Origin of the sequence: Mesorhizobium sp. L103C119B0, from assembly GCF_000502235.1 — a bacterium.
Classification (GTDB): Bacteria; Pseudomonadota; Alphaproteobacteria; order Rhizobiales; family Rhizobiaceae; genus Mesorhizobium.
The window spans coordinates 144,443-159,282 of sequence record NZ_AYXE01000001.1; the positions used below are offsets into that span (position 1 = coordinate 144,443).

A 14,840-nucleotide genomic window follows, 5' to 3' on the forward strand; every position below is an offset into this window, starting at 1 on the left:
GACCAAAATGCGTAAATGGAAAATAGCTTTGGGATCGGCCGTCGCCCTGGGAGCGATCTCGGTGGCAAGCGTCCACTTCCTCGACATGGGCAATCTCAGCCTCAATGCCGGCACGGCGGCAGCGACGGCAGCACCTGCGGCATTCGTTATGCCGGTGCCGGTGACGAGCGTGGTCAAGAAGACGATCCCGATCTACCTCGACTACGCCGCCCGCATCGAGGCGATCCGCAGCGTCACCTTGCAGGCCCGCGTGCCCGGCTATCTGCAGGAGCAGACGGCTAAGGACGGCGCGGATGTGCGCCAGGGTGATCTGCTCTACAAGATCTCGCCTGACGACTTCAAGGCGGCTCTCGACCAGGCCAAGGCCGAAGTGCAGCGCGACCAGGCGAGCCTCGACTATGCTCGCTCCAATCTCGGCCGCGGCTCCGAACTCGCCAAGAGCGGCTATCTGGCCAAGGATGGGTTCGACCAGCGTACGAGCACCTTGCGCCAGGCCGAAGCGTCGCTTGCCGTCAACCAGGCGGCGGTGCGCACGGCCGAGCTCAATTTGAGCTACGCCGAAATCCACGCTCCGTTTGCCGGCCGCGTCGGCCGCAACCAGGCTTCGGTCGGCACGCTGGTCAGCGTCGCCGGGACGGTGCTGAACACGCTGGTGCAGCTCGACCCGATCTACGTCACCTTCAATCCGAGCGAGACGGACCTGGCCGAAATCGAACAGGCCCGCGCCGCCGGCCCGATCGAGGTCGAGGTGCTGCTGCCCGGCGAGACCGAAGCCAGCCAGAAGGGCGAACTCACCTTCATCGACAACACGGTCGACCACTCGACCGGCACGATTACGGCGCGCGCCACCATCGGCAATGCGAAGTTCTCGCTGCTGCCGGGCCAGTATGTCCGGGTGCGGCTGCACATCAAGCAGCTGCCCGACGCGCTGATGGTGCCGCAGGTGGCGCTGGGTTCGAGCCAGCTCGGCAAATATGTCTATGTCGTCGGCAAGGGCAACACGGTCGACCAGCGCATCGTCTCGCTCGGCGCGACCAGCGGCGACCTTGTGGCGGTCCTCAGCGGCGTTGCCGAAGGCGACCAGGTGATAACGGGCAATCTGCAGAAAATCGGACCAGGAATGCCGATCTCGCCGTTGCCCCAGGAGAAACCGGCCAGCTGATAACCCCCATCAGCCCCGGTCCTGCGGCGCCTTCGGCTTCCACGCCGAGGGCGCCGTTTTTTTATGGAGCGCCGCACGCCGTTTTTGGAGTAACCGCAAGGCACAAGAATCCGGAACAATCATCTTGTAGGATTGTCGACAATCTGCTTGTCTCGTTTCCGGCTCTCACTGGAATGACGGAATGGCCAAGCTGGACTTCAGTCCGATCGCGGATACGACACGCCGGGCCGAGATCGTCGCGCTGTTGCGGCGCGCGATCCTGACCGGCCAGCTGGAACCCGGCCAAAAGCTCAACGAGCTGAGGATCGCCGAGCAGATGCGGGTCAGCCGTGCGCCGTTGCGCGAGGCGATGCGCGAGCTGGTGCAGGAAGGCATCCTGACCAGCATTCCCTATGCCGGCACCTTCGTCATCGATGTCACCGCCAAAGATATCGACGACGCCTATTCGCTGAACAAGGTGCTCGATGAATTCGCCATCGAGCGGACATGGAAGCTGCGCGACCAGCGCTTCTTCGGCGAACTCGACCGCCGGCACGAGGCAGTGAAGCAGGCGACGCGCGCGCGAGACACCACCCGCCAGATCGAAGCCGCGCTGCAATTGCACGGGCTGATCTATGAATGGGCCGACAATTCGGTGCTGCTGGAAACCTGGCAGCGGCTGACCAGCCGGCTGCAGATGTATTTTGCCCTGCACCAGCGGGCCCGCAACGAGCCGGTGCCGGCCGAAGATCTCCACGAGACCTATGTGCGGCTCTTGAAGGGCGCCGACATGCGCGCCGCCCAGCGCCATGCGCGCGAGCATATCGACCTCGATTTCGAAGAGCTGCTTGCCTATGCGCGTGGCCTCGAACAGCGGACATCGAAGGGCTGACCCTCCTCAACGCCTAGAGACAACGGACAGACAAGTGCAGATCAAAACCATCAAGGCCTATCGCGTCGTGCAGCCCTTCGTGGACGGGCCCTACCGCATGTCAAAGGGGCGGGTTGCAGACTGCTTCGATGCGGTGATCGTCGCCATCACCTCCGACAGCGGCGTGACCGGCTGGGGCGAGATGGCGCCGCTCGGCAATTTCTATTCGGCCGCCTTTCCGGCGGGAACGCGCGCGGGCGTGGTCGAGATTGCGCCGCACCTGATCGGCCAGGACCCGCGTGGCCTCGCCGGCATCGGCCGGCTGATGGATACGGTGTTCAAGGGCCATCCCTACACCAAGTCGGCGCTCGACATGGCCTGCTGGGATCTGGCCGCCCGCGCCGCCGACGTGCCGCTGGTGACCATGCTTGGAGGCCGCGAGAGCGACATGGCGGAGACCTACCGCGTCGTCACCCACGGCACGCTCGACCAGATGGCGGCACTGGCCAAAAAGATCATCGCCCAGGGCTGCCGCCGGCTGCAGGTCAAGGTCGGCGGCAATGTGCATGAAGACATCGAGCGGGTGAGCGCAGTCGCTTCGGCCGTGCCGAAAGGCACGGTGATTTTCTGCGACGCCAATGCCGGCTGGACACCCTACCAGGCGCGGCAGTTCGCCGATGCAACGCGCGGCATCGACTACACGTTCGAGCAGCCCTGCACGACGATCGAGGAGAACATGTCGGTGCGCCGCATGCTCGACAAGCCGATGGTGCTGGACGAGAGCGTCATCTCGCTCGAGGCGATGCTGGAAATCCATCGCCTGGGCGCCGCCGACGGGCTGACGCTGAAGATCTCGCGGCTTGGCGGCGTAACCAGGACAAGGCAAATCCGCGACGTCGCCGTCGATCTCGGTTTCATGATCACCGTCGAGGATACGGGCGGCGCCGAGATCGACACGGCGGCGATGGCGCATCTGTCGCTGTCGACGCCGGAAGAACGCCGGCTGCACGCCATCGCCTTCCATGAGTGGGTGACGGTGCGCACGGCCTCCAACGCCCCACCGGTCACCGGCAGCCACATGGGCATTCCCGACGGGCCCGGCCTCGGCATCGATGTCGTGCCCGACCTGCTCGGCAAGCCTTTCCTAGAGATCGGCTGAGATCAAGCGCAGCATGAAGCTGTCACCCCACGAATCCTCCGTGGGAGATGGTCCTGCAGCCATTCTCCGATTTGCGGGTTGAAATATTTTTCAAATGGAAATAGGAATGTTCAAAATGATGATTTGACGCTGCGGCGCGTCGTGACTGGAGGAAGCGATATGGCCCATCCGCAATTTGCAGCGGAACTTCTGCAGCGCGCTGAAGCCCAAGGGCCTATCACCATCGGTCTCGCCGGCGCCGGGCAGATGGGCACCGACATCGTCGTCCAGGTGGCGCTGATGCCGGGCATGCGGATCGGTGCCATTTCCGAGGTGCGCCCGCAAGCGGCGATCGATGCCGCACTGCTCGCCGGCCATGACCGCTCCGACATCGTCCAGGCTGCGACCGCCTCTGCCATCGACCGCGCCATCGAGGCCGGCAAGATCGCTGTCACCGAAGATCTGCATGCGCTGGCCGCGGCCGGCCGCATTGATGTCATCATCGACGCGACAGGCAATCCCAACATCGGCACGCTGTTTGCGCTCGAAGTGATGAAGAACGGCAAGCACATCGTTATGCTCAATGTCGAGGCGGACATTACGATCGGCCGCTTCCTCAAGGAGGAAGCGCGCAAGGCCGGCGTGGTCTACACCGGTGCGGCCGGCGACGAACCCGCCTGCACGCTGGAGATCATCGGCTTCGCCAAGAGCCTCGGCTTCAACATCATCGCCGCCGGCAAGGGCAAAAACAACCCGCTCAAGATCGACGCCATGCCCGCCGACTACGAGAAGGAAGCGGCCGAGCGCAACATGAATGCGCGCATGCTGGTCGAGTTCGTCGACGGTTCCAAGACGGCGATCGAGATGGTGGCTATCGCCAACGCCACCGGGCTGGTGCCCGACGTGCCGGGCATGCACGGCCCGACGGCGACGCTGGAGGAACTGGCCAGCGTGCTTTGCCCGCGCGAGGATGGCGGCGTGCTGCACCGCAAGGGCGTGGTCGACTATTCCATCGGCAAGGGCGTGGCGCCCGGCGTGTTCTGCATCATCGAAACGAGGCATCCGCGCGTGCTGGAGCGCATGGTCGACCTCAAGGTCGGCAAGGGCCCCTATTTCACGATCTACCGTCCCTATCACCTGACAAGCCTTGAAGTGCCACTGTCGGCGGCGCGCGCCGTGGTCTACAAACGCGCCGACATGGAGCCCCTCGACCATCCGGTCGCCGAAGCGGTGGCGGTGGCCAAGAGCGATCTCGGCGCGGGCCAATCGCTCGGCATGATCGGCGAGAACGACTATCGCGGCTTCGCCATGACCTGGGAGGACGCCCGCGCCAAGGGCGCGCTGCCGCTCGGGATTGCCGAACGCGCCAAGGTGGTCAAGCCGGTCAAGACCGGCGACTTCCTCACCTATGAAAATTGTGTACCCGACGATTCGATGGTGATAACGCAGATCCGCCGCCGTCTCGACCAGTCGGACGGACAGTTTGTGACCAACGCCGCCTGAACCTTCGGGATCTCCCTGTGATGGACGATGTCGTTATCGGGATCGATGCCTCGACGACGGCGGTGAAGGCGATCGCCTTCACCGGCGACGGCGCGGAGCTGTTCCAGGCGCGCGAGGCCTATCCGCTGGCCAATCCGAAGCCCGGCCATTTCGAGCAGGATGCCGAACATTGGTGGGCAGCCCTCATCAGTTCGCTGAAGCAGGTTGCCGACAAGGTCGGCGCAGCGCGCGTGGCGGCAATTGCCATAGCCCATCAGCGCGAGACCTTCACCCTGATCGATCAGGCCGGCACGCCGCTCATCCCGGCGATCCTGTGGCTTGACGAGCGCGCCCGGCCTCAAGTCGCCAAGCTGTCGGCCGAGCTTGGCCGCGAGACGATCCGCGACTGGAGCGGCAAGCCGCCGGATCCGACGCCGGCGCTCTATGCCATCGCCTGGCTGGCGGAACACCAGCCGCAGGTGCTGGCCAACGCCGCCGCCCTGGTCGATGTTCATGGCTTCTTCGTTCACCGGCTGACCGCACGGCTGGTAACCAGCACGGCAAGTGCCGACCCGCTCGGCTTGCTCGATGTCACGACAGGCGAATGGCACCCTGAGCTTGTCTGGGCTGCAGGGTTGCAGCCACGGCAGTTGCCGGCGCTGATCGGCCCAGGCGAAATCTGCGGCGGCCTTGCCGAAAGCATTGCCCAGCTGACTGGCCTCAAAGCGGGCACGCCAATTGTCGCCGGCGCCGGCGATGGCCAGGCCATGGGTCTCGGCATGGGCGTCTATGGTGCCGGCAGGAGCTATCTCTCGCTCGGCTCCGGCGTCGTCAGCGGCTGCTATTCCGGCACGGTCACCACATCGGATGCGTTTCGCACGCTGGTCTCGCCGACCGGCTCCGGCTTCATGCTGGAAACCGTGCTGCGCTCGGGCATGCAACTGGTCGACTGGATCGTGCGCACCACCGGCGCGTCTTCCGCGGCAGAACTGGAGAAGGGTGCGGTCGATGTTGCGGCCGGCGGCGACGGTCTTTTGGTCATGCCCTATTGGGCCGGCGTCATGAGCCCCTATTGGGATGGCGCGGCGCGCGGCGCCGTTGTTGGCCTGTCGCTCGACCATGAGCCCAGGCATCTCTTCCGCGCCACGCTGGAAGGCATCGCTTTGGAGCAGGCCATCGCCAGCGAGGCGATGGAGGCCGAAAGCGGCGGCAAGTCGGGAGAGATGATTTCCGCCGGCGGCGGCACCAATTCGGCGCTGCTGATGAAGATCATGGCCAGCGTGCTGGAGCGGCCGCTGTTCGTGTCGCCGGTCAACGAGGCGGCGGCCCTTGGCGCGGCCATGCTGGCTGCTTCGGCGATCGGCTGGTTCGCCTCGGCGGAAGACGCCGCCAAGGCAATGGCGGCGGCGCCGGCCAGGCGTGTCGATCCGGATATGACGCTGGTGCCGGCTTACCGGGCGCGCAAGGCGATCTACCGCGACCTCTATCACGCGACACGCGACATCCACGCGCGGCTCGGTGCGATCTGAGTTCAAGCGCAGCTTGCCTGCGTGAGGCTCCCATGCCCAACCTGCCCAGCTTGCCGATTTTGCGTCCTGCCCGGCCAATGCTAGACTCATCGGGCTCATGAAAGCAGTATTTCACCTTGCCGCCCTGCCCTGGATTGTCGCGCTTGCGGCAGCTCCGATGACGGCGCGTGCGCAGGACGAGCCGCCCTTCGAGGTCACGCTCGACATGGACAATGACGGCAGGATGGATCGGGCCGCGATCGCGGCGGATTCCGACACCGGGCTGGCGGATCTCTCGATCTATCTGGCTGCCGGCGAAGGAAAGCTCGATCCTTCGCGCAAGCCTGACTTTGTCAAAAAGGCGCTGACGCAGGACCGTATTCTCGGGCTCGAAAGCAAGGGCAAGGGATCGCTTGTCGTCACCTCGTGCTTCGGCTGCGGCGCCAACAAATCATGGGATACAACGCTGACCATCGTCTGGCGCGGCGGTAAATTCCTTGTCGCCGGCTACAGTCGCGACTGGGACTGGAATGTTCAGAAAGCCGACGGCTCGGTCGAGACGACGCTGGGCGGTTGCGACATCAATTTTCTCACCGGCAGAGGCGTTGCCTCAAAGGACCTGGACGACGGCAAACCGGTCGCGGGAAAATTCGTGCCGGTCGCGCTGGCCGACTGGTCGGACGACAGTCGTCCGGAGCCCTGCGAATTCTGACCGACGCCGGACAGCGCTCAACGGTTGAGCAGGCCTTTGGCCGCATCTTCATCGGTAATGAGAACCGAAATCCTGGTATTGGCGAGCGCGGCGCGCATGACGGCGACCTTCTCCTGACCGCCTGACACCAGGATGATGCTCGGAATATCGGACAGATCCTGCAGCGGATAGGCGCAGACGCGACGGTTGACCTCATGGTCGACAGAGTCGCCCTCGGCGTCGATGAAATGGCACAAGAGGTCGCCGACCGCGCCGGCCGCCTGCAATTCCTCGAGTTCGCTCGGTTTGATGAAGCCGTAATTGGCGATCGGGCTGTCCTTGGAAAACGAGCCGACGCTGAGCACGGCGATGTTGGCGCGGCGCGCGCGGAAGACGACATCCTGAACGCTGCGCTGGCTCATGAAGGCATCGCGCTGTTCCGGCTTGTCGGCATAGACCGGCACCGGCAGCAAGAAACATTCAGCGCCGATCTTTTCGGCGAACTCCCAGGCGCTTTCGGTCGGGTTGAGCGGCTGCGCGTGGGTGAGGCCGCCGAGCATCGAGACGACCGTCGTCCTGGCAATCGGCCGCCTCGGCAATTCGTTGATGGCGAATTTCAGCGTCCGGCCCCAGCCCAGCGCAATGACGTCGCCGGCATTGACGTTGTCGGCGAGATAGGCGGCAGCCGCGTGGCCGATCATCAGCGGCGCGTTGCTGCGATCAGCGGCTGATGGCACCACGACCGCCTGGCTGAGCCCGAAACGCTGCTTCAGGCTCTCCTCGAGCTGCACGCATTCGACGACACTGTCGCGAATGCGGAACTGGACAATGCCTTCCTCGCGGGCAGCCGACAGGATCCGGTGCACCTTGATGCGGCCGACGCCAAGAATCTCGGAGATGCGCTCCTGCGTCAGCCCTTCGACATAGTAATGCCAGGCGGCGCGGGCCTTCAGCTCGGCATCGGGGAAGCGCGAGGCCTTCTCATTTTCGACGGTCGCCATGCTCGTGCTCTCCCGCGGCAGATTTCGGAAATCTTTTCCGCAAAGCGCCGCCCCCTGGCCTTCCCTAGGACAAACCGCCCGGTGGCGCAAACCTTCGCCGAATGGCGCAACGGCTCTTGACAATTTTCTAATGAACAGTTTAGCTGAACAAAATTGCATATCAAAGATAAATTGTTCACAGGGAGGTGCCTGGTGAACAAGAGCGGACGGCAGGCCATCGTCGTTTCGCTGACGGAGGAGACGAAGTGGCCGTGAGTAATGATGCAAGCGAGTCGAAGGCTGGCGAGTTGAAAGCCGCGCCCGGCGCTCAAGGTGCGACGGCCGCGAAGCTTTCGGCGCTGTTTGCCGGAACCATGGGGCCGCTGATCGGGCTGCTGCTGCTTTGCCTGGCGCTGACGCTGACCACCGACACGTTCCTCACCGTGCGCAACATCCTCAACGTACTTGACCAGATCACGGTGCTCGGCATCATGGCAATCGGGATGACGCTGGTGATCCTGATCGGCGGCATCGATCTCTCGGTCGGCTCGGTGCTGGCGCTGGCCGCCATGGTGATGGGCTTTGTCTCCCACCCCGACTATCTCAATCTCGGCCTTGCGGCCGGCGTCGTCGCAGCACTGGTCGTCGCCGGCCTTTGCGGACTGGTGTCCGGCCTGCTGGTGACCGTCACCCGGCTGCCGCCGTTCATTGCGACGCTGGCGATGATGTCGGTGGCGCGCGGTCTTGCCAACATGATCACCGACGGTTCGCAGATCGTCGGCTTTCCCGACTGGTTCACCAGCCTGTCGATCATCCGCCATTTCGGCTTCCTGTCGGTCACAGTCGGGGTGATGATGGTGCTGGCGATCGTCTTCGCCATCTTCCTCAACTACCGCGCCACCGGCCGCAGCCTTTACGCCATCGGCGGCAGCGCCGAGGTGGCGCGGCTCTCCGGCATTCCGGTGAAGTCGCTGACCAACTGGGTCTATGCCATCTGCGCCGTGCTTGCGGGTCTTGCCGGCATCGTGCTCGCCGCGCGGCTGGATTCGGTGCAGCCGAGTTCCGGCCTGGGCTATGAGCTCGACACCATCGCGGCGGTGGTGATCGGCGGCGCCAGCCTGTCGGGCGGCATCGGCTCGATCGGCGGCACCGCGGTCGGCGTGCTCATCATCGGCGTGCTGCGCAACGGGCTCAATCTGCTCGGCGTCTCGCCCTTCATCCAGCAGGTGGTGATCGGCGTGGTGATCGCGCTGGCGGTCGCCAGCGATACCTGGCGGCGCAGGGCGCGATAGAGAACGGGGCACAATTGAGAATTCGCCCGGAGCGTCCGGGCGATAGACGGATCGGTCGATCCGAAACTGGGATGTTCCAAGGGGCGCGATGCGCTGGCGGGACAGTTTGACTATCAACGGAGGAAACACATGCTGACCAAACGTTCATTGCTGCTTGCCGCTGCCGCCATCATTCCTATGCTCGGGCTGACCGACATGGCCTCGGCCAAGGAGGCCAAGAAACTCGGCCTCGCGGTGGCCAATTTGCAGGCCGACTTCTTCAACCAGATCAAGCAGTCGGTCGAAGCCTACGGCAAGGAGAAGGGCATCGAGATCGTCACCGTCGACGCCAAGGGCGATTCAGCGACCCAGGTCAGCCAGGTGCAGGATCTGATCACGCAGAACATCGACGCGCTGATCTACATTCCGGCCGGCGCCACAGCCGCCACCGTGCCGACCAAGACCGCCAAGGCCGCCGGCATTCCGGTGGTCAATGTCGACCGCAACGCAGACGGCGCGCCCGGCGACACCTTCATCGCCACCAACAGCGTCGCCTCGGCGCAGGCGGTGTGCGACTACATCGCCAAGCAGGCCGGCGGCAAAGGCGAACTGATCATCATCCACGGCCAGAAGGGCACGACGCCGGAAGTGGATCGCTCGAAGGGCTGCGGCGAAGCGCTCAAGGCCTATCCCGATATCAAGGTGGTCGGCGAATTGTGGAGCGAAGGCTGGCACCAGGACGAAGGCTTCAAGCTGACGCAGGACCTGCTGCAGTCGCATCCCGATGTCTCCATCGTCATCGGCCAGGCCGATGCGCTGGCGCTGGGTGCGGCACAGGCGGTCAAGGTCGCCAATCCCGGCCACAAGGTCTGGGTTGCCGGCTTCGATGGCGACGTGGCCGCACTCAAGGCGCTGAAGGACGGCGTGTTCGACGTCACCGCGACGCAGCAGACGCAAGGCATGGGCCGGCTCGCCGTCGATGCGGCGATCAAGCTGGTGGCCGGCGAAAGCGTTCCGGCCGAACAGCTGCAGGATGCGACGCTGACCACCAAGGACAATGTCGAGCAGTTCATCGCCAAGCATCCGTAACGACCGGCACCGCTTAAGAGAGCGCCACGATGTCTCCTGATCCTCGCCACAGCGAAAGCCCGCACAACGGGCTCTTCGTCAACGGCCTTTGCAAGAGCTACGGACCGGTCCAGGTCCTGGCCGATGCAAGCTTTGAGGTGCGGCCGGGCGAGGTTGTGGCGCTGCTCGGCGAAAACGGCGCCGGCAAGTCGACGGTGTCCAATATCATCGCCGGCTCGACCCGGCCCGACGCGGGCACCATCATCTGGCGGGGGAAGCCCTATTCCCCCGCCTCGCCTGCCGCGGCAATCGATGCCGGTGTGGGCATGATCCATCAGGAACTGAAGCTGCTGCCGGATCTGTCGGTGGCGGAAAACGTCTATGTCGGGCGCCTGCCGATGCGCGGCGGTCGCATCGACCGCGCAGCGATGAACGCCAAGGCCTCGGCGCAGTTGAAGCGGCTTGGCCTCGACGTCTCGCCCGAGCGCAAGGTGGGCACACTGCGCATCGCCGCCCAGCAACAGGTCGAGATCGCCAAGGCGTTGACGCTGAATGCCGAATTGCTGATCTTCGACGAACCCACCGCAGCGCTCGGCGGCGAGGAAACGGAGCTTTTGTTCCAGCAGATCCGCAAGCTCAAGGCGGAGGGCATGTCCTTCATCTACATCAGCCATCGTCTCGACGAGATCGCGCAGATTGCCGACCGCGTGGTTGTGATGCGCGACGGACGCATCGTCGCCCGCCACGAGCGCGCCGATATTCCCGTGCGCACAGTGGTGGAGCAGATGGTCGGCCGCTCGGTCGAGCGGATGTTCCCGCATCTGTCGCCACCGCGCGAGGAGACGCTGCTCGAGGTCGACAACCTGTCTTCGCCGGAGAAAAGTTTCAACAACCTTTCCTTCTCGGTCAAAGCAGGCGAGATCCTCGGCATTGCCGGGTTGATCGGCGCCGGCCGCACCGAACTGGTGCGGGCGATCGCCGGCGCCGATCCGATCTCGTCGGGCTCGGTGCGCGTTGCCGGCAAACCGGTGCATCTCAGCGGGCCGGCGGCAGCCATCAAGGCCGGCGTCGTGCTGGTGCCGGAAGACCGCAAGGCGCAAGGCGTCGTGCTCGACCAGACCATCGGCGAGAATTTGGCGTTCGGCAATTTCGACCATGTCGCGCCGAAGGGCTGGGTGTTTCCGAAAGCGGTGCAGAAATTCGCCGAAGCCGGCATCGCAAGGCTCGGGGTCAAGGGCAAACCTGGCCAGGCGGTCAGCAAGCTTTCCGGCGGCAACCAGCAGAAGGTGATCATCGCCAAATGGGTGTCACGCCCGCCGAAGGTGTTCATCCTCGATGAGCCGACGCGCGGTATCGATGTCGGTGCGCGCGCAGCGATCTACGACGTCATCGCCGACCTCGCCCGTTCCGGCATGGCGGTGGTGGTGGTGAGCTCCGACCTCGAGGAGGTGCTGGGTCTGTCGCACCGGGTGCTGGTGCTGAGCCGCGGCCGCCAGCGCGGCATTCTCGGCCGCAGCGAGGCCAGCAATGTCGCGGTGATGGAACTCGCCACGAGCTGAGGACAGGAGTCGGAACAAAGCGCAGCAGGTGGTATCCTCCCAAGGACCGGACCGCGCGGGGCGCCAGCAAAGACTGGCGCCCCTTCATTTCAGGAGGGGGAACAACATGAAACTATTCGATCTCAGCGGCGACGTAGCGCTGGTAACAGGCGCCGGCAGCGGCATCGGGCAAGCGATCGCCATTGGATTGGCCGAAGCCGGCGCCGATGTCGTCTGTTTCGGCCACACCTCCAAGGGCGGGCTGGACGAGACGGCGCACAAGATTTCGGCACTTGGCCGCAAGGCGCTGGTGCTGACCGGCACGGTGACGTCGGAGGCCGATCTCGCGTCAGCGATCGAGCGCACCGAGAACGAACTCGGCGCGTTGACCATCGCCGTCAACAATGCCGGCATCGCCGGGGCCGAGCCGGCCGAGACGCTGCCGCTGGAGACGTGGCAGAAAATCTACGACGTCAATGTCAGCGGCGTGTTCCTGTCCTGCCAGGCCGAAGCGCGCGCCATGCTTTCACGACGCAAGGGCTCGATCATCAACATCGCCTCCATGTCGGGTTCGATCGTCAATCGCGGCCTGACCCAGGCGCATTACAATTCGTCGAAGGCGGCCGTCATCCATATGTCGAAGAGCCTCGCCATGGAATGGGCCGATCGCGGCCTGCGCGTCAATGTGGTGAGCCCCGGCTACACGCTGACGCCGATGAACAAACGGCCTGAGGTCGCGGAACAGATCAAGATATTCGAGCGCGACACACCAATGGGCCGCATGGCGACGCCGGAAGAGATGGTCGGGCCGACCGTGTTCCTGGCCAGCCGCGCCGCGAGTTACGTCACCGGCATCGACCTGATCGTCGATGGCGGCTTTGTCTGCTGGTAGGAGAAGAAAAGTGCAGAAGCGTTTTGAAGGCAAGACTGCTGTGATCACCGGAGCCAGCGGCGGCATCGGCGCGGCGATGGCGAAGCGCTTCGCCGCGGAAGGTGCCGCGGTCGTGGTCAGCGCCATCGATGCCCGCGTCGAAGAGGTTGCCGCCAGCCTGAAAGCCGCGGGCGCCAAGGTCGCGTCGATGCGCATGGACGTTACCAGGAAGGATGAGGTCACAGCGCTTTACGATCTCGCCGAGAAGGAATTCGGCCGTGTCGACATTTCGGTGCAGAATGCCGGCGTCATCACCATCGCCCGGATCGAGGCGATGACCGAAGCCGAGTGGGACAAGGTGTTGGCGGTCAACACCAAGGGCGTGTTCCTGTGCTGCCAGCAAGCGATCGCCCGCATCCGCAAGCATGGCGATGGCGGCCGGCTGATCAACACGGCATCGGGCCAGGCGCGGCAGGGTTTCGTCTACACGCCACATTATGCGGCGTCGAAGTTCGGCGTCGTCGGCATCACCCAGAGCCTGGCCAAGGAAGTAGCCAAGGAAAAGATCACCGTCAACGCGATTTGCCCCGGCATTATCGACACTGACATGTGGGCTTACAACGACGCCGCCTGGGGCAAGCTGATGGGTGACTACAAGCCCGGCGAGCTGATGGCCGAATGGGTGAAGAACATCCCAATGGGGCGCGCCGGCAGCGGCGAGGACGTGTCCGGCCTGGTCAGCTTTCTCGCCAGCGACGACGCCACCTACATCACCGGCCAAACCATCAATGTCGATGGCGGCCTGATCATGTCGTGAACGTCAGCTCCGGCGGTTGGCAATCGACCAGTCTGAAATTCCGCAGTGCACAGGGCATCAGCCGTTGCGCGGCATGAACGTTGGTATATATAATTTCATCCCATGAAACGGCCTTGGCGGGGATGGGGCTCGCCGGCCGAGACCATGGGACGTTGATGGCTCGCACGTCTGAGAGCGCCGCTGGAGCGGCGATCGATCTGTTGACGATTGCTCACGCAGCAATCCATCCGATGCCATGACGCGGGCCCGCCCGGCATCACATAAACACCAAGTCGAGGAACCATTTCGCCTGCGCAAGTTGCGGCCGCGGCAATGGCATGGTGCGAACGAACTTGCGCAACGACCCGCCTTTCCAACACAATCAAGAAAAGACGCAAGAAGGGAACGGTCAAGAAATTTCCACATGGTTTGACAGGAGAACAAGCATGTCATTTCGCAGTGTGATTTCGAACCTATCAATGGGAGCCTTGGCGCTTGCCACCGCAAGTGCGCTTACATCACCGGTCCACGCAGCAGCACCTGAATCCAACGACCCGATCAAGATCGCGCTGTTCGACTGGACCAGCGTCAACCTCAACGCCAAGATCCTTGGCGGTATCCTCGAAAAGCTCGGCTATACCGTCGAATATCCGACCGCCGACTACCTCTCCAGCCTGACCACCGGTCTCACCAATGGCGACCTCGATGTCGGCCTGGAGTTCTGGGACACGACGGCCGGCGAGGCGATGAAGGCTTCAGACGCCACCGGCCAGACCGAGCGGCTGGGCAAGCTCGGGCCGAAAGCCAAGGAGGAATGGTGGTTTCCCGAATATATGAAGGAGAAATGCCCCGGCCTGCCCAATTGGGAAGCGCTGAAGGACCCGAAATGCGCCGAGGCGTTCTCGACAGCGGAGACGGCGCCGAAGGGCCGCTATCTCGGCGGCCCGGTAACCTGGGAGGGTTTTGACGACGAGCGCGTCGAGGCGCTGAAGCTGCCCTTCACCGTCATCCATGCCGGCACCGACGCGGCGATGTTCGCCGAGTTGGACTCGGCCTATCAGCGCAAGGCGCCGATCATGCTGTGGATCTATTCGCCGCACTGGGCGCCGGCCAAGTACCAGGGCGAGTGGGTTGAATTCCCGGAGTATACGCCCGAATGCTACACCGATCCGAAATGGGGCACCAACCCGGATGCCAAATATGATTGCGGCAAGCCGCATGGCGAGATCTGGAAATACTCCTGGTCCGGCATGAAGGACAAATGGCCGATCGCCTACAAGGTGGCCAAGGCCTACACGATCNGACACCGATGAGCTCAACAAGATGAGCGGCGAGATCGATCTTGGCGGCAAGACGCCGGAAGACGTCGCCGCCGCCTGGATCGCTGCCCACGAAGCCGACTGGAAAGCCTGGGCGCAGTGATCGCCTGACTGGAAGCCAGACCCGGCCCTAGCGGCCGGGTCTTATCTCCATTTTCCAGAAGGA

General features: G+C 64.0%; 12 protein-coding genes and 1 pseudogene. 12 read left to right on the plus strand and 1 reads right to left on the minus strand.

Features of this window, described 5'->3' with window-relative positions; all coding sequences use genetic code 11:
- Window positions 1-7 precede the first annotated feature (7 nt).
- The 6 genes from X728_RS165345 to X728_RS165320 all read left to right on the plus strand — a co-directional run bounded on the left by X728_RS165345 (window position 8) and on the right by X728_RS165320 (window position 6,852).
- A complete protein-coding gene (locus X728_RS165345; RefSeq protein WP_023830321.1) occupies window positions 8-1,162 on the plus strand; it encodes an efflux RND transporter periplasmic adaptor subunit in 1,155 nt (384 codons plus the stop codon).
- 181 nt (window positions 1,163-1,343) lie between these two features.
- Complete coding sequence (locus tag X728_RS165340) at window positions 1,344-2,033, plus strand: GntR family transcriptional regulator (RefSeq protein ID WP_023735607.1); 690 nt, start codon at window positions 1,344-1,346, stop codon at window positions 2,031-2,033.
- Between the two features lie 34 nt (window positions 2,034-2,067).
- Window positions 2,068-3,171 (plus strand): mandelate racemase/muconate lactonizing enzyme family protein, encoded by a 1,104-nt coding sequence (locus tag X728_RS165335; protein WP_023830322.1) that lies wholly within the window; start codon window positions 2,068-2,070, stop codon window positions 3,169-3,171.
- 159 nt (window positions 3,172-3,330) lie between these two features.
- On the plus strand, window positions 3,331-4,653 hold the full coding sequence (locus tag X728_RS165330) for a homoserine dehydrogenase (RefSeq protein WP_023729286.1): 1,323 nt from the start codon (window positions 3,331-3,333) through the stop codon (window positions 4,651-4,653).
- 20 nt (window positions 4,654-4,673) lie between these two features.
- Window positions 4,674-6,161 (plus strand): FGGY family carbohydrate kinase, encoded by a 1,488-nt coding sequence (locus tag X728_RS165325; protein ID WP_023830323.1) that lies wholly within the window; start codon window positions 4,674-4,676, stop codon window positions 6,159-6,161.
- Between the two features lie 97 nt (window positions 6,162-6,258).
- Window positions 6,259-6,852 (plus strand): hypothetical protein, encoded by a 594-nt coding sequence (locus tag X728_RS165320; RefSeq protein ID WP_023830324.1) that lies wholly within the window; start codon window positions 6,259-6,261, stop codon window positions 6,850-6,852.
- A 17-nt stretch (window positions 6,853-6,869) separates the two neighbouring features.
- Here X728_RS165320 and X728_RS165315 read toward each other — a convergent pair whose 3' ends face one another.
- Window positions 6,870-7,832: a sugar-binding transcriptional regulator gene (locus X728_RS165315; RefSeq protein WP_023696613.1), complete on the minus strand. Its 963-nt coding sequence runs from the start codon at window positions 7,830-7,832 to the stop codon at window positions 6,870-6,872.
- A 245-nt stretch (window positions 7,833-8,077) separates the two neighbouring features.
- On the opposite strand from X728_RS165315, the gene X728_RS165310 reads away from it, so the two are divergent.
- From X728_RS165310 to X728_RS01000000166080, 6 genes and pseudogenes are all read left to right on the plus strand, one after another.
- Entirely contained in the window at window positions 8,078-9,103 is a 1,026-nt protein-coding gene (locus tag X728_RS165310; protein WP_023696614.1) for an ABC transporter permease, read from the plus strand.
- Window positions 9,104-9,232: 129 nt separating this feature from the next.
- On the plus strand, window positions 9,233-10,171 hold the full coding sequence (locus X728_RS165305; RefSeq protein WP_023668529.1) for a sugar ABC transporter substrate-binding protein: 939 nt from the start codon (window positions 9,233-9,235) through the stop codon (window positions 10,169-10,171).
- A gap of 29 nt (window positions 10,172-10,200) precedes the next feature.
- The gene (locus tag X728_RS165300; RefSeq protein WP_023830325.1) at window positions 10,201-11,709 is read left to right on the plus strand and encodes a sugar ABC transporter ATP-binding protein; all 1,509 of its coding nucleotides are present in this window, start codon (window positions 10,201-10,203) and stop codon (window positions 11,707-11,709) included.
- Between the two features lie 106 nt (window positions 11,710-11,815).
- Entirely contained in the window at window positions 11,816-12,580 is a 765-nt protein-coding gene (locus X728_RS165295) for an SDR family oxidoreductase (RefSeq protein WP_023754060.1), read from the plus strand.
- The gene (locus X728_RS165290) at window positions 12,558-13,376 is read left to right on the plus strand and encodes a glucose 1-dehydrogenase (RefSeq protein ID WP_050589837.1); all 819 of its coding nucleotides are present in this window, start codon (window positions 12,558-12,560) and stop codon (window positions 13,374-13,376) included. Before X728_RS165295 ends, X728_RS165290 begins: the two co-directional genes overlap by 23 nt.
- A 425-nt stretch (window positions 13,377-13,801) precedes the next feature.
- Window positions 13,802-14,777, plus strand: a pseudogene (locus X728_RS01000000166080) (ABC transporter substrate-binding protein).
- The last annotated feature ends 63 nt before the right edge of the window (window positions 14,778-14,840 follow it).